This is a genomic window from Aurantibrevibacter litoralis, from assembly GCF_034651555.1.
Taxonomy (GTDB): Bacteria; Bacteroidota; Bacteroidia; order Flavobacteriales; family Flavobacteriaceae; genus Aurantibrevibacter; species Aurantibrevibacter litoralis.
Genome location: NZ_JAYEEQ010000020.1, coordinates 35,156 through 50,358, shown reverse-complemented (window position 1 = coordinate 50,358; position 15,203 = coordinate 35,156). Strand labels below are relative to the sequence as shown.

The window sequence follows — 15,203 nt, the reverse complement described above, 5'->3', positions numbered from 1 at the left end:
TAATAAATTATAGTATGAATGTGATCGACTTCCTAAACGGAAATCTCATTTTTCCCATGATGCTCCTCATTGTTGGTGCCGTATATTTTGTAAACCGGTTCCGAAATAATAGGCGCTATAAGCGATAAACATAACGCTAGTACTCGTTATAAACGAGTGCGGCGCATTGTAGTCTATTTTGTAAATCGATATAAGAACAACCAAAAGTATACATGCTGCGTTAGCTGGTTTTTAACCAGCCGGTGATACTAAGTTTATCCCTTTTGGCAGGTTTTACTTCATAAGCTAACATCCAACTTGTATCTGCATTAACTATCTTTAATGTATCTTCTAACTTATTTTCAATTTCACAAAAAATTTGAAACCTTTGAAATCGAACTTGATACTTAAGTTTGACAACTTTGTAATTTCCATTTACCAATAACCCAAAACAGTAAAGAAAAGTTCAGGTTAGGAAACCTCCTTCTGTAGTGTAGCAATCATGGCCGTAAAGAATTTTTGAAGCCTTGGAAAAAATTTAGGCCTTGATTGCGGTCCTGGAAATCCTTTTTGATTTCCGGGAACACATAAGAAGGAGTGTCTTTTTCTTTGTTTCGTTTCTTTTGGACAAGCAAAAAAAATGAAAGAACGTGTCAATTACCCCAAACACCTATTTTACCTCGCTCCTCAATTCAAACCTAAAAGCAACGCCCGCCACGTAAAAAAATCCGAAACAAAGTGTACGGAAACTTTATTTTCCCTCTTTTTAGTCCTGATTTTGAGGGTAGTTTATTTCGTAAATCGATTTAAGACCAACCGAAAATTTAAGCGGTAATTTTCATCGGGTTTTTAGCCAGCCGGTGATGCTCAAGCGATCCCTTTTGGCCGGTTTTACTTCATGTTCCAAAACCTGACTCTCAAAAATAACCATCCTACCACTAAGTGGATGAATTTTTTTGGAAAGTTCAATGCCATTTTCGTTTACATACAAAACTAACTCGCCTTCATCTTCGGGCTGCCAGTTTGCAAGATTAAGATAGCATACCATAGATAATTTTCGGCGGTCATCATTTTGAAACGTATCCAAATGCCGTTTGTAAAAAGTGCCTTTAGGATAAAGGGCATAATGAAACTCCGTGTGCATGATCCCTAAAAAACAGGTTTTGTTTAAATAGCGGGCTAGGTCATTAATTCTATTAAAAAAGAGTTTTTCTGCAGGTTCTGTTTGGCATTCATCCATCCACAGAATAAAATCGCCTCGAATTGCTTTGGCTACAATGGCATTTGAAGCATTGCCTATAGCGGCTTTTTTGAATTGATCTTTATCATAGTTTTCTAATAAGGCCAAGCGCAACTTTTCTACAATGGCTGAGGAGAAAAAATCATCTACGATGCTGTATTGCTGTGCTAGTAAATCACTAATGACCCGTTCGTACAAAGGATTTTCAACAAAGTCTAGTTGTTCAAAAAGTTCTGCCACAAGCGTGCCATTTAGAAAGCGGGCAAATGTAGCTCAAATATGGTTTCGTTGCTCAAGAATCCTTACTTTTGCAAGTCAAATCCTTTTTATGAGTACCATTAGAATTACCAAGCAATTTAGTTTTGAAACAGGCCATGCCTTATACGGCTACGACGGCAAATGCCGAAACGTTCACGGCCATAGCTATCGCTTGTCGGTCACGGTGATTGGTAGTCCTATTACCGACAAAAACCATGTAAAATTGGGGATGGTAATCGATTTTGGCGATCTCAAAAAAATTGTAAAAGAAGAAATTGTAGATACCTTTGACCATGCCACGGTCTTTAATATGAACACCCCTCATATAGACTTAGCAAACGAACTCATACAACGAGGACATAATGTAATTTTAGCCGACTACCAACCGACTAGTGAAAATATGGTCATCGATTTTGCTGCCAAAATAAAGGCGCGCTTGCCGCGACATATTCAGTTATATTCTTTAAAACTTCAGGAGACGGAAACCTCCTTTGCGGAATGGTACGCCAGTGATAATTAATTCCCCTAGCCCTAAAAAGGATATGGATCTCGTTAGGCTGAACTTTCAATTTAGCTAAATGCATCCCCACTTTTTCCATATCTTTACCACGCATGAAGACCATACCCCTGCCAAAGGACAAGAAAATCTATTTTGCGAGTGATAATCATCTAGGAGCACCCAATGCTTCGGAAAGTCGGCCTCGTGAAAAACGTTTTGTATCTTGGTTAGACAGTATCAAAGCAGATGCCGGAGCCATCTTTCTTCTGGGCGATTTATTTGATTTTTGGTTTGAATACAAAACCGTTGTTCCCAAATACTTTACCCGTACCTTGGGCAAATTGGCCGAACTCAGTGATGCAGGCATTCCCATTTATTATTTTGTGGGCAACCACGATCTATGGATGGACGGATATTTTGAAGAAGAACTACACATTACCGTTTTTCACAAACCGCAACAGTTTAGCTTTAACAATACCTCCTTTTTTATGGGTCATGGTGATGGTTTGGGACCGCACGACAAAGGCTATAAACGGATGAAAAAAGTCTTTACCAATCCGGTAGCCAAATGGTTTTTCCGTTGGCTGCACCCGGATTTGGGGGTGAAACTAGCCCAATACTTATCGGTTAAAAACAAATTGATTTCCGGAGACGCCGATATTCAATTTTTAGGAGAAGAGAAAGAATGGCTAGTGAGCTACGCCAAACGTAAACTGGAACAACAGCATTATGATTACTTTGTTTTTGGTCACCGACACTTGCCTTTAGAGATTGCATTAAATGAAAAATCGACATACGTAAACTTAGGAGATTGGATTACCTATTTTACCTATGCCGTTTTCGATGGGAAGAAGCTTTCGCTACACAACTACAAACCTTAAGCCTTGCAAATACTACCCAGATAATTGTCCAGATTGAGCTGAAATAAGGTTCCCTGGACCAAATCATAAATACCCTGCAACTCTTTTTGGTTTACGGCAAGCGATACCTGCGGCGCGGGAGTATCAATTAATAAAGCACGACAGGCATCATTATTGGCGCAATCGGAACATAAAGCATTACCATCTATGGTACATTTAATATTTTTAAGAAATTGATGTAGTTCCGGAAGCGTAAGTAAAAGTCCCGTATTGCGAAAAACGAGTTGCACTTTCTTTATGTCTTTGGTAGCACTGCTCTTCCATTGAAATGCAATCCCGAAAGAGTTATGATAAATGGCGTTAATGTCTTCCATCGGATAAAAATTTTTAACCTTTTTACTACATCTTACCTTTGAATCAGAAAATACCTCAACTTCAATTTCCGGTTGTAATAGATTCTGTTTTTGGATGAATAAATTTTTGAATTACCTGTAATACCGCTTCCTTTCCTACAGCATTCTTTTGCAATGCATCAAAATGCATAAACAACGGTTTTGCGTCCACTTGTTTTAAAAGCGTCAAATTTCCAGAACGATTATATACCTCATCCCAAGCACCGCGTATGGTAGCCCAAAAAGTTTGGTTTTCTTTCCACCATGTTTTTGCAGCCTTACATTTTGCATCAGGGACTTTAGTATAGGTGTTAAATCCTTTTTCCTGCGCAAGCAGCACATCTTCCTTACCAAGAGTCCTAATTAGTTTGTCATTATCCTGTTCATGAATCCAGCCGTATTGGGTAATTTCCTGTCGATTGCCACGTACCATTACATTATAATCAGATCGTTTGCTGTGCTCTCTTCGCGGTAGCGGCGAATCGGTTTTATTTTCCCAATAATTTCTACCATCAGCATGCACCCATGTGGCTGAACCGGAATACCTGGGACTATCATCTACCTGAAAAACTTTTTGTGTCCATTGCCCTTTTACTTGCTCTTTGGGCAAGGTTTTAAAAACCCAGTTATTGTCTTTGTCATAATAAAAGACCTTCTGGTTTTCGTATTCCCAATCTTGTCGCCAATGTTTAATCACCATGGTATCATTGATAACTAGTAAATGTTGAATGGATAGTTTTTGATCACTATCCGTTATCAATTCCGCCCATTCCAAGGCCGTAGCCCTATAATCTGAGTGCTTTGCATAAGCTGTATCTGGCGCAAAGGTTTCTGTGTACTTAAACTCGATCTCATAGCAGCCACACATATCCCTAATGGAAGCGATGTCTTGTTGCTTTTTATTGGATTGTGCTTGTAGTGCAGAAAAGGTAGTTAAGGAAATGGTAACGAGTAAGGCTAATTTTTTCATTTCAAAATAGTTTAAATGGATCTAATATTTATTTCGGCAAAAATATAAATTTTATTTAGATTAAATAAAAATAACTAATATATTTGTCGAAAATTATTCAGAATGATTCTAAATAAATTACCGATGCTTGTTGCTTTTCTAGGCATTCTTTCTGCACTGCAAGCTCAAGAAACGGTAGACAGCATTCAAACTCAAGCGCTGGATGAGGTTGTTGTAACAGCAACCCGAACCATAAGACAGCTCTCCGAAATTCCGCTTCCTGTAACTATAATTTCTAAAAAACAAATTCAAAATACCGGTGTAATTCGTCTTAACGAGATTCTAAATGAACAAACGGGCATTATAACAGTTAGTGATGAAAGTGGGTTTGATGGGGTGCAAATACAGGGGATAGCTTCCGACTATATTTTAATTTTAATCAATGGTGTGCCCTTAGTGGGAAGATCTTCGGGCAATTTTGATTTAAGTAGACTCACCGTTGGCAACATAAAACAAGTCGAAGTAGTAAAAGGCCCATCGTCCAGTCTTTACGGCTCGGAAGCTTTGGGTGGTGTCATCAATATAATTACCGAAAACCCTATTGAGTGTCAATTAAATGGAAATGCTTCCTATCGTTTTGCATCTTTTAACACTCACGATGCCAACATCAACCTAAATCAGCAAGCGAAAAAATTGGGCTATTCCGTTTATGCAAATTCTCTGCATAGCGAAGGTTATGATTTAGCACCGGAAACTCCAGGACAAACCGTGAGTCCATTCCAAAACTATACGTTACATCCACAAGTATGGTATTCCTTTTCTGACCGATTAAAAATGTATACCTCGGGACGACTTTATAATCAAAAACAAGATGCGACTGTATTGGTGGATGAAGAATTGTATGAAGGAGATAGTGCTATTAATGAATTTAATATTCACGGCCTGTTAGACCATACAGTAAATGAAAGGTTAAGCTTTCAGTATGAGTTCTATCAAACAAATTACAAAGCCAACGAGCTTTTGCAAAGTCCGGTTTCCCAAACCGTTCTGAGCGAAAGTGACTTTGACCAGAAATTAGTGCGTCCTGAAATCAGGGGAATCTACAACTTCTCTCCCAAACAAACCCTAACCCTTGGATTGGGATATAATCATGAAAATTTAGATCGCACCTTCTTCGATGAAAGGGTGGTCTTCAATTCCCAATATATCTATGCGCAATACGACTTTCATCCCTTAAAAAAATTAAACCTCATACTCGGGTCTCGCTTTGATCATCACAGTGAATATAGATCCCAATTAAGCCCCAAATTCTCAGCCAACTATAGCATTAGTTCCACTATTTCTCTTAAAGGCTCGGTAGGCTACGGTTTTAAAGCTCCCGATTTTCGGCAGTTGTATTTCGATTTTACGAATTCTGCCGTGGGATATTCTGTTTTGGGTTATAATGTAGCTGTAGAAAAAATTCAGGAATTGGAGGAACAAGGGCAGCTCACCGATATCCTTTTTGATTATGCTGAACTCAACGCACCTTTACAGCCCGAAAGCTCTGTTGGATATAATCTTGGTGCAGCACATACCTACAAAAAATTAAAGACTGAACTCAACTTCTTTAGAAATGATTTTAAAAATCTGATTGATACCCGTATCGTTGCCCGCAAAACCAACGGACAAAATGTCTTTAGTTATGTCAATTTTAACCGCATTTACACCACGGGTGCTGAATTCAACTCCAGCTACACCCTTACTAAAAACCTTACTCTTTCCGCAGGGTATCAATTGCTGTTTGCAAAGGATAAGGATAAGGAGGCTACTATAAAACGGGACGAGGTATTTGCCCGTGATCCTGAAACACTACAGACGGTACAGTTAAGCTCCTCCGATTATTTTGGTCTCATCAACCGTTCGCGACATACGGCTAACTTTAAACTTTTTTACGACATCCCCAAATGGAAGGCCAACGCTAACTTCCGAATCAATTATCGCAGTAAATACGGGCTTTTCAATGGTAACGGTAACGGCATTCTGGACACCTACGACACCTCTTTTGTGGATGGATACGCCTTGGTACATGTTACGCTTAATAAATCCTTTTCCGATCGGTACCGCCTGCAAATAGGCGTAAACAACCTCTTTGATTATACCGATATAAACAATATTCCCGGGCTGCCCGGAATACAGATTTTTACTAAACTAAATATTCATTTTTAAATTCTAAAAATTATGCAATCCACTTTTAAATTTTTTACACTAGTCTTCATCTTTACCGCTTTTATGGCCTGTAACAGCGATGATGGTCAAACCCCATTAGATCCTATTGAAAGTAAAGCCATAAGCAACTTGCCTGCACCCCAGACGGGTGGACAAGGGCAGCCTGTTGGAGGCCCCTTTACAAAATTTAGCTTTGCCACAGGAGCCACTACGAGCAGCGAAACCGAATGGGATATTGCCTTTCGGGGTACTACCATTGCGGTTAATGGAGGGGTAGCAACCGGAACAACCGATGAGCCTGCAAGAAACGGAGATGCCGGAGCGGCGATAGCTACAGGAACATTTGCAAGTGTCACGGATGCGGCAGTATATGCCTTTCTCCAAGACGAGGCGACTTCTTTTGCTATCCCAACGGGGAGTGATAATGGCTGGTATAACTATAGTCCGCAGACCAATCTAGTGAATCCAATTCCCGGAAAAATACTGGTCATTCGTACGCACGACGGAAAATATGCCAAAGTAGAACTATTGAGTTATTACAAAGATGCTCCCGCCCAGCCCGATGGCTTTACGGATGAAGCCCGTTTTTATACCTTTAATTATGTGTATAATCCCAATGAAGGGGAAACATCCTTGAACTAATGCAGAAGTCAGTTAGCATTTTATTCATTGTACTACGCCTTATTTTAGGGGGGATGATGGTTTACGGAGGAATTCAAAAATTTCAAAAACCTATTCCTACTCCCATAGCCGTGGTGGAAAAGGCGGAACAATTTAAGGCACCGGAAAAGGAAAGCACCTTGCAGAAAATATTGTATATCAGTGGGGCAAAACAAACCGGATATTTCTGGCAGGTGTTGGGCATTTGCGAACTCATCTTTGGATTATTACTCTTGCTTCAGGGAACAGGATTTATCGGCGCATTGTTTTTGTTGCCCATAACCTTACATATTTTCTTATTCCATCTCTTTTTAGAGTCGGATGAAATACAGGAATTAATCCAAGCCGGGGGGCTGTTTTTAATCAATATTTTGCTGGTGCTAAAAGAAAAAGCAAAGTGGAAATCCCTGCTCTGGATAAAACCGATGTAAGTTTAAGTTAGTTAGTTTTTTTGTTCAAGCCAAAGTGCAGCAGTGCTTTGGCTTTTTGTAATGCCAAAATGGAATACTACTACCTCAAATCCCTAATTTTTAACTGCACGCTGACCATTCCCTGCCACTCATTTTCATCAATCGAGAAAACAGCATCAAAAGGTTTCTTGTCCGCAGTCAAAAGAAGTTTATCTCCTAAATTAAAACCAATAGCTCCGATGGCTTCTGAATCATGTTGTTTCACCGTCAGTTTTAAATGCTTTTCTTCTTCCCCTACTCCTTTGCAGTAGCCCGTATCGGTAAGACGCTCTGCCATAAAAACAGGCGTCATATTCCCCGGACCAAAGGGAGCGAATTGGCGTATAATACGCAGTAATTTAGGGGTAATGTCTTTTAGTTGTATCAAAGCGTCCACCGAAATCTCCGGAGTTAACAATCCGGGATCAATGGTTTCTGAAACCACTTTTTCAAATTGCTTTTTAAAGGTCTCATATTGTTCTTCCAATAAGGTAAGTCCGGCTGCATATTTATGTCCGCCGAATTGCTCAATACAATCCGCGCATTCCTCCAACGCATTATAAACATCAAACCCTTTTACAGAACGGGCAGAGGCAGCCAGTTTATTCCCGCTTTTGGTAAATACCAGTGTGGGTCGATAATAGGTTTCGGTAAGTCGGGAAGCGACAATGCCTATGACCCCTTTGTGCCAGTTTTTATTATAAACCACAGAAGTAAATCGTTCTTCCTCTTTATTTTCCTGTATTTGCAATAAAGCCTCTTTAGTAATTTCCTGATCCAGACTACGGCGATCCAAATTAAATTGTTCAATCCCTACGGCAAATTCCTGTGCTCTTTCCAAATTGGTTTCGGTGAGTAAGTTCACCGCATGTTGCCCATGCTCCATGCGCCCTGCAGCATTAATACGTGGGGCAATGATAAAAACCACATCGGTAATGGTAAGCTCCTGTTTTTTTATTTGACTGATAATCGCTTTAAAACCAACCCGCGGATTTGAATTGATTACCTGTAAACCGTAATACGCCAATATCCTGTTTTCTCCTGTTATGGGAACAATATCGGCACCGATAGCGGTAGCTACCAAATCAAGGTAGGGGATTAAATCTTCTATGGTTTCTCCTAGTCGTGCACCAAGTGCCTGAATCAGTTTAAAACCTACTCCACAGCCACATAATTCATCATAAGGATAGGTACAGTCGCCTCTTTTCGGGTCTAAAATTGCAACTGCCTCGGGCAAATGTTCTCCGGGACGATGGTGGTCGCAAATAATAAAATCGATGCCCTTTTTAGTTGCATACGCAACCTTGTCAATGGCTTTTATGCCGCAGTCCAACGCTACAATTAAACTAAAACCATTGTCCTCAGCAAAGTCGATTCCCTGAATCGAAATTCCATAGCCCTCGTTATAACGGTCCGGAATATAGGTGGCCACATTAGGATATTTCGTCAATAAATAAGAAGAAACCAATGCTACCGCGGTGGTACCGTCCACATCATAATCCCCAAAAACCAATATGTTTTCGTTGTTGGCAATGGCTTTTTCAATGCGAGCTACTGCCAAATCCATATCTTTCATCAAAAAGGGATCGTGAAGATCGGTCAACTGAGGTCTAAAGAATTTTTTTGCGTCTTCAAAGGTTTCAATACCCCTTTGCAGTAATAAGGTTGCGACCAAAGGTGCTACCTGCAACTCCATAGCTAAGCTAGCTATTTTGTGTGCTTCCGGTTTTGGCTTTATGGTCCAGCGCATGGGCTACCTACTTTTAGTTAAAATATAAACGGCAAATCAAATACAAATACAAATAGCAAAATCAAATACAAGATCGAAATTCAATTAATTAGGTTAATTCAAATAAAAAATTCTCTAATCAGGTTTTGTTCCTAATTATTGTGGCTACAATTTTTATTAATTGTTCTACCTCTTCCAAAATAGCTGCTCTTTTTATTTCAATTCCATAATCAATTCTTGCCAAGATTTTTAAATTCATACGCGACTCCTTGAGTTCCTTTAGAGAAATAGTAGCCTTATTTTTAAAATCCTTGTCAGATTGCGCACCCTGCATTTCGCCAAAGTTAAGTGCAGAACTACCTGAGGAGCGTAAAAGCTGTTGTCCATAATATTGTCCGACAAAATCATTTGGGACTTCTTTACAGAAAATAGCCGTATCGGCAGCAAAATTTACTAATCTTTCTTCAAGGTCATAACTTTTGTTTGACATAAATTGCGCTTGAATTTGATTTTTGAGTTTGGGCTCTGAAATTGATTTTTGAACTTATTTAACTATGATGAAAAACACTCTCAATCTTCAAAGCTGCAAACCGTCGAAACATTTCCATAACACCACAGTATTTTTCTACTGAGAGCGCGACAGCTTTTTTCAATTTGTCTTCCTTTAAATTGTTTCCATAAAAATGATATTCAATGGTTACCGCATCATAATACTTGGGATGCTCCTCTGTAAGATTGGCGATGGTCTCAATATGAAAATCGGCAACCTCTAACTTCATTTTTTTTATCAACATGGCAATATCTAACCCTGAGCAACCTGCCAACCCAGAAAGCATAAGGGCTTTAGGGCGAAATCCGTCTCCATCGCCCCCATCATCGGGGCTAGCGTCTATTTTTAAATGTAGCCCGGAAGGGTTGGTACTCTCAAAGGCCATGTTGCCCAGCCATTTGGTGGTGATATGATTTTTTGCTCCCATATTTTTCGTTTTTGTATCTTTCAAAAATACTATTTTTAACTGTAGAAATATGCCCCTCGTAACCCCTTTAGATCCCAATCACGATCCGGAAACAAAAAAATTGGCTGAATTTTTCAACGAAACATTGGGTTTTTGCCCCAATTCCGTCTTAACCATGCAGCACAGGCCTGCTATTTCCGCTGCTTTTATCAACCTCAACAAAGCCGTAATGACCAATGATGGGCGCGTAAGTTCCGCTTTAAAACGATTAATTGCTTGGGTAAGCAGTAACGCTTCCGGGTGTCGCTATTGCCAGGCTCATTCCATACGAGCCGCCGAACGCTATGGTGCCGGGCAGGAGCAATTAGATCATATTTGGGAATACCGCACGCATCCTGCTTTTTCAGAAGCTGAGCGCGTGGCCCTAGATTTTTCGTTGGCAGCCAGCCAAATACCGAATGCGGTAGACGCTACTTTACAACACCGCTTGCATACCTATTGGAACGAAGGAGAGATTGTAGAAATGTTAGGCGTTATTTCGCTTTTTGGATTTCTAAACCGTTGGAACGATTCTATGGGTACCACCATTGAAGCTGAGGCCACAGAAACTGCTACACAGTATCTAGGAAAACACGGCTGGGAAAAAGGAAAACACGGAAACTGAGCGCTACGGAAATATCGCAAAAAAAGCCGCCTATATAAAATAGGCAGCCGTTTCTACGTGTAGGTAGTTCCCTTACATGGTTCTTAAATATTCTGCAACAGCGCGCGCTTCTTCTTCCGTAAAGTTTTGATTTAACATAATGGCGTTGTTATACTCTTTAAGCAAGGCCTTTGCAATAGGATCTTCTTTGAGCATGCCGTCTGGATTAAGGATCATATTCATAACCCATTCCGGACTTCTGCGCTCGTAAACACCGGCTAAGGCAGGGCCAATCATTCGTTGATTAGCTTGATGGCACGCTACACAAGTAACATTGTATTTGGCCTCCCCTTTGGCTGCCAATTCCGTATCAATTTCCGCACCAAAGGTGACCGATGTAATAGGGCCTATTCCTTTGTTATTCATATCCACAGGAACACCGTCGGAAGCTTCCACCGCCTTGGTTTCCTTTTTGGCTCTATTCAATTCAAAACCTTCTTTCTTTTCCTCTTTTTTCTCGCCGCAACCGATTAAAAGACTCCCTAGAGCCAACATACTGACTAGCTTTTTCATTTTTAATGCTTTTTTTGGTTAGAATACATATTCCCTGAACCTAATCCATAAATACCAAGGTGATACAGGTTTTCTGCCTTTAAAATATTTTCGGTTCTAAGATAGGGAATAAACAATGAAATGTACAAATCTGTTTTTCTATTTATTTGAACAGGTATTGCATGCTAAGCCTTTAAAAGATCTCTGACGCCCAAAAGGGTCAAGGATATATTTCCGTGGTCTTAGGGTAAAAGAGAGAGACAACCGACTTACTACATGAGTATTCTGTTACTAAATAGGACCCTGTGCGACCGGCATAAATTCTTCGCTTCAATTTTTGCCTTTCGCAAACAAATGGAAGGCCGGTTCTCCTTTATAATTCAAATTTAATACCTTGCGCCAAGGGCAATGCGGTAGTATAATTAATGGTATTGGTTTGCCTACGCATATAGACTTTCCAAGCATCTGAGCCGGATTCTCGGCCACCACCTGTTTCCTTTTCTCCACCAAAGGCGCCACCAATTTCTGCACCCGAAGTACCTATGTTAACATTAGCTATACCACAATCGCTGCCTGAGGCTGATAGGAAACGTTCTGCCTCGCGCAAATTATTAGTCATAATGGCAGATGATAATCCCTGCACCACTCCATTTTGAATTTCAATTGCATTTTCTACAGCTCCGGAATATTTTAGGAGATATAGAATGGGAGCAAAAGTTTCTTGCTGCACCATTTCAAACTGTGGTTTTGCCCCGACTATGGCAGGTTTCACGTAGCATCCACTTTCATAGCCCTCACCTTCTAAAACACCTCCTTCTAATAGTAGAGTACCTCCCTCAGCTACAACTTTTTTTAACGTATGACTATAGGCAGCGACGGCATCGGTATCGATAAGGGGTCCTATATGATTATTTTCATCTAATGGATTACCAATACGGAGTTGCTGGTAGGCCTCCACAATAGCATTTTTCACTTTGTCGTATACGGCATCGTGGATAATTAATCTACGCGTAGAGGTGCAACGTTGCCCGGCGGTACCCACTGCACCGAAAACGGCACCGATTACTGTCATTTTAATATCGGCATCCGGTGTTACTATTATGGCATTGTTACCTCCTAATTCCAGCAGCGATTTTCCTAGTCTTGCTGCCACCGCCTGCGCTACTATCTTACCCATCCGGATAGATCCCGTGGCCGAGATAAGGGGAATACGACTATCGTGAGTCATAAACTCGCCCACCTTATAATCGCCATTAATAAGGCAGGAAATACCTTCTGGCAGATTGTTGGCCTTAAAGACTTCTGCCGCAATTTTTTGACAGGCTACACCACATAAAGGTGTTTTTTCTGATGGCTTCCACACACAAACATCGCCACAGACCCATGCCAGTGCCGTGTTCCACGCCCAAACGGCTACCGGAAAGTTAAATGCGGAAATAATTCCTACCACACCCAAAGGGTGGTACTGCTCGTACATCCGGTGACCGGGCCGCTCAGAATGCATGGTAAGACCATGAAGCTGCCTAGAAAGGCCTACAGCAAAATCGCAAATGTCTATCATTTCCTGTACCTCACCCAGCCCTTCCTGATAACTTTTGCCCATTTCATAAGAAACCAATTTCCCAAGAGGCTCCTTTAACTCCCGGAGCTTATTCCCAAATTGACGCACAATCTCTCCGCGTTGGGGTGCCGGTTTTGAGCGCCAAATGTTAAATGCCGCAGTTGCAGTTTCCATTACCTTGTTATAGTCTGTTTTTGAGGTCGTTATAACCGAAGCTATCAATTGACCATCTACCGGCGAATACGAAGGTAGCCTATCACCGGATGCATAATGTACCGATCCCGTACTTGTTCCCTTATTAATTTCCTGTATCCCCAAGGTCTTTAATGCCTCTTGAATCCCAAAAGCAGTGCTTATTTCAGACATTTTATAACTTTTAATAGTTTAATTGTTATATTTTAAGCAAATTTACAGCAATTTATTGTTTTGAGGAGCATCGATCTCCAAATACTTTAAAGGAAAACATGGCTGTCCGATAAGAATCTAAACTACTAAAAAATCCTTTCATTCTGTCTCTAGATTTTTTAAGAACATGAACACATCCATATAGGTCATTAATCAAACTACCTCTATCCCTTGCACCTTTTACTCTCTGCTTTTCATTGGATAACGAGCATGATTAGCTGGATTATTAAACTGACCCAAATTGGTATCTCTATGGCATTTTGATTGTCTACAAGAAAATATTTTAGCGTAAAGTTCTACTTAAGGCTTTTGAATAGGGTCTCTATCTGCCACCTATTCTTCTTGATCTCAGCCATTTTATCTGCTGGGAGTTCCTAATTGTTGGTGATAAACTCATAGACTTTTAGATGCTTATTGCACCCAAAAGCGATTCTGCTGAGGTAAAATTGTGGCTTAACGGACAGGCATCTAATACAAGGTTACCTCTGAGATTAGTGAACATTAGACTGCAAAACCCTATAGTTGGACGTAAGCAAGGGTTGTAAATCATGTCGGTTACACTAAAAGCGATATGAGTTTTTCGTAGGGGGTCTGTAGCGTCAACCGGAGGTTATGCCGATAGAACTAGTGCTATAAAGTCGTTATACAGAAGACAGCCAAGACCATAGTAGCAAAGGGTTTTCTGTAATGGAAATGGAACCAAGGGTCGCATCCTTATAGCCGTAGCGTTTTCTTGGAATAATAAAAGCCAATGGAAACGGTGAGAAAACAAGAGAAAATCCAGATGAAGTCTGCAAGCCAGAAAGAATGTAATTATAGTGCTACCCGTATGATATATAGATAATGGAAAGGGAAACCCTAGGTTCACGGAAATACCTATGGCCAGCGATCATACCGGAACGTACATAACAACGCCTTTAAAAATGAAGGGGACAGCTACAGCATTGAGGTTGCGAACAAAGATGAAAGAGACGCTGCGCTACAGATCGATGCTAACGGAAATTGTAATAAAAAAATTCTTGAAACTGACTATCCCCGAGGCAAGCCATAGGGTATTTCGCCAGTTTCATTTTGGCCTTTGGGCCAAAAACCGAAATTTTGTATTTCACCTCACCCGGAACTGCAAAAAGACAGTTCCGACCTCTCCAAAGGAGAGGTAAATAGGAAACCCCGACCCAAGGGTCGGGGAATCTTTAGATTGAACTTTAAGTTCGTTTTTATCGCCGGTTTGGTTTGGTTCATGGAGTTGCATTTGTGCAGCTTTTTTTATTTTTAAATTAAACCTTTTACATTTGTTGCCATCCAAGTAGTAACAACCTAACAAAGGAGTACCACATGACTAACAAAAAAACGCCATTTTCTTTTCAAGTTCGACTAATACATAGATACTTAGGTTATTTTTTGGCAGGTATTATGGCCGTGTATGCCATCAGTGGAATCATCATGATTTTTAGGCAAACGAACTTTCTTAAAAGCGAGGTGGTTGAAGAAATACATATTGGCTCTAACTTATCGGAAGGCGAAATAGGGCCAAAGATAAAAATGGGTGTAAAAGTTGACAAAAAGGAGGGCGATGTACTCTACTTTAAAGATGGAAATTACAATGAGGCTACAGGAATGGCTACGGTAAAAAAAATGAAGTTGCCCTTTCTTCTCGATAAAATGGAAAAAATGCATAAGGCAACCACCAAGAGTCCCTTGTTCTATTTAAATATCTTCTTTGGAACTTCTCTTTTGTTTTTTGTGATTTCCGCTTTTTGGATGTATACCCCAAAAATGCCTGTTTTTAAAAAAGGGATGTATTTTGCCTTGGCGGGATTTTTACTTACCCTGATTATGGTTTTTGTATAGGTTATTTTGTTC

At 40.3% G+C, this 15,203-nt stretch carries 15 protein-coding genes and 1 pseudogene; 7 read left to right on the top strand and 9 right to left on the bottom strand.

The features are described from left to right. Window positions 1-817: 817 nt before the first annotated feature. Complete coding sequence (locus tag U1E44_RS14220) at window positions 818-1,459, bottom strand: 2OG-Fe(II) oxygenase (protein WP_322931771.1); 642 nt, start codon at window positions 1,457-1,459, stop codon at window positions 818-820. Window positions 1,460-1,547: 88 nt separating this feature from the next. Between U1E44_RS14220 and U1E44_RS14215 the strand changes: the two genes are divergently transcribed. Continuing rightward, window positions 1,548-1,997: a 6-pyruvoyl trahydropterin synthase family protein gene (locus U1E44_RS14215; protein WP_322931770.1), complete on the top strand. Its 450-nt coding sequence runs from the start codon at window positions 1,548-1,550 to the stop codon at window positions 1,995-1,997. 92 nt (window positions 1,998-2,089) lie between these two features. Continuing rightward, entirely contained in the window at window positions 2,090-2,857 is a 768-nt protein-coding gene (locus U1E44_RS14210) for a UDP-2,3-diacylglucosamine diphosphatase (protein ID WP_322931769.1), read from the top strand. Here the strand turns inward: U1E44_RS14210 and U1E44_RS14205 are convergent. Both U1E44_RS14205 and U1E44_RS14200 read right to left on the bottom strand, forming a co-directional pair. Next, the gene (locus U1E44_RS14205) at window positions 2,854-3,210 is read right to left on the bottom strand and encodes a hypothetical protein (protein ID WP_322931768.1); all 357 of its coding nucleotides are present in this window, start codon (window positions 3,208-3,210) and stop codon (window positions 2,854-2,856) included. The genes U1E44_RS14210 and U1E44_RS14205 overlap by 4 nt on opposite strands. A gap of 61 nt (window positions 3,211-3,271) precedes the next feature. Next, window positions 3,272-4,198, bottom strand: a complete 927-nt coding sequence (locus U1E44_RS14200) for a DUF6607 family protein (RefSeq protein WP_322931767.1) — start codon at window positions 4,196-4,198, stop codon at window positions 3,272-3,274. Window positions 4,199-4,300: 102 nt separating this feature from the next. Between U1E44_RS14200 and U1E44_RS14195 the strand changes: the two genes are divergently transcribed. From U1E44_RS14195 to U1E44_RS14185, 3 genes are read left to right on the top strand one after another with little or no spacing between them, the layout of a single operon-like run. Beyond that, window positions 4,301-6,385: a TonB-dependent receptor plug domain-containing protein gene (locus U1E44_RS14195; protein WP_322931766.1), complete on the top strand. Its 2,085-nt coding sequence runs from the start codon at window positions 4,301-4,303 to the stop codon at window positions 6,383-6,385. Window positions 6,386-6,397: 12 nt separating this feature from the next. Then, window positions 6,398-7,027: an HmuY family protein gene (locus tag U1E44_RS14190; protein ID WP_322931765.1), complete on the top strand. Its 630-nt coding sequence runs from the start codon at window positions 6,398-6,400 to the stop codon at window positions 7,025-7,027. Beyond that, on the top strand, window positions 7,027-7,476 hold the full coding sequence (locus U1E44_RS14185) for a DoxX family membrane protein (protein ID WP_322931764.1): 450 nt from the start codon (window positions 7,027-7,029) through the stop codon (window positions 7,474-7,476). The genes U1E44_RS14190 and U1E44_RS14185 overlap by 1 nt, the downstream gene beginning before the upstream one ends. A gap of 79 nt (window positions 7,477-7,555) precedes the next feature. Here U1E44_RS14185 and recJ read toward each other — a convergent pair whose 3' ends face one another. The 3 genes from recJ to U1E44_RS14170 all read right to left on the bottom strand — a co-directional run bounded on the left by recJ (window position 7,556) and on the right by U1E44_RS14170 (window position 10,200). Next, the gene (gene recJ / locus U1E44_RS14180; RefSeq protein ID WP_322931763.1) at window positions 7,556-9,244 is read right to left on the bottom strand and encodes a single-stranded-DNA-specific exonuclease RecJ; all 1,689 of its coding nucleotides are present in this window, start codon (window positions 9,242-9,244) and stop codon (window positions 7,556-7,558) included. A 118-nt stretch (window positions 9,245-9,362) separates the two neighbouring features. Further along, on the bottom strand, window positions 9,363-9,713 hold the full coding sequence (locus tag U1E44_RS14175) for a four helix bundle protein (protein WP_322931762.1): 351 nt from the start codon (window positions 9,711-9,713) through the stop codon (window positions 9,363-9,365). Between the two features lie 58 nt (window positions 9,714-9,771). After that, the gene (locus U1E44_RS14170; RefSeq protein WP_322931761.1) at window positions 9,772-10,200 is read right to left on the bottom strand and encodes an OsmC family protein; all 429 of its coding nucleotides are present in this window, start codon (window positions 10,198-10,200) and stop codon (window positions 9,772-9,774) included. Between the two features lie 49 nt (window positions 10,201-10,249). On the opposite strand from U1E44_RS14170, the gene U1E44_RS14165 reads away from it, so the two are divergent. Continuing rightward, window positions 10,250-10,843 (top strand): carboxymuconolactone decarboxylase family protein, encoded by a 594-nt coding sequence (locus U1E44_RS14165; RefSeq protein WP_322931760.1) that lies wholly within the window; start codon window positions 10,250-10,252, stop codon window positions 10,841-10,843. A 72-nt stretch (window positions 10,844-10,915) separates the two neighbouring features. On the opposite strand, the gene U1E44_RS14160 is transcribed toward U1E44_RS14165, so the two are convergent. The 3 genes and pseudogenes from U1E44_RS14160 to U1E44_RS16865 all read right to left on the bottom strand — a co-directional run. Then, window positions 10,916-11,395 carry a c-type cytochrome gene (locus U1E44_RS14160; RefSeq protein ID WP_322931759.1) on the bottom strand — a complete coding sequence of 160 codons (480 nt, stop codon included), beginning with the start codon at window positions 11,393-11,395 and terminating at the stop codon, window positions 10,916-10,918. Between the two features lie 352 nt (window positions 11,396-11,747). After that, window positions 11,748-13,301 carry an L-piperidine-6-carboxylate dehydrogenase gene (amaB, locus tag U1E44_RS14155; protein ID WP_322931758.1) on the bottom strand — a complete coding sequence of 518 codons (1,554 nt, stop codon included), beginning with the start codon at window positions 13,299-13,301 and terminating at the stop codon, window positions 11,748-11,750. Between the two features lie 335 nt (window positions 13,302-13,636). After that, window positions 13,637-13,702, bottom strand: a pseudogene (locus U1E44_RS16865) (hypothetical protein); the annotation flags it as partial. Between the two features lie 973 nt (window positions 13,703-14,675). Here U1E44_RS16865 and U1E44_RS14150 point away from each other — a divergent pair. Continuing rightward, window positions 14,676-15,191, top strand: a complete 516-nt coding sequence (locus tag U1E44_RS14150) for a hypothetical protein (protein WP_322931757.1) — start codon at window positions 14,676-14,678, stop codon at window positions 15,189-15,191. Window positions 15,192-15,203: the final 12 nt, after the last annotated feature.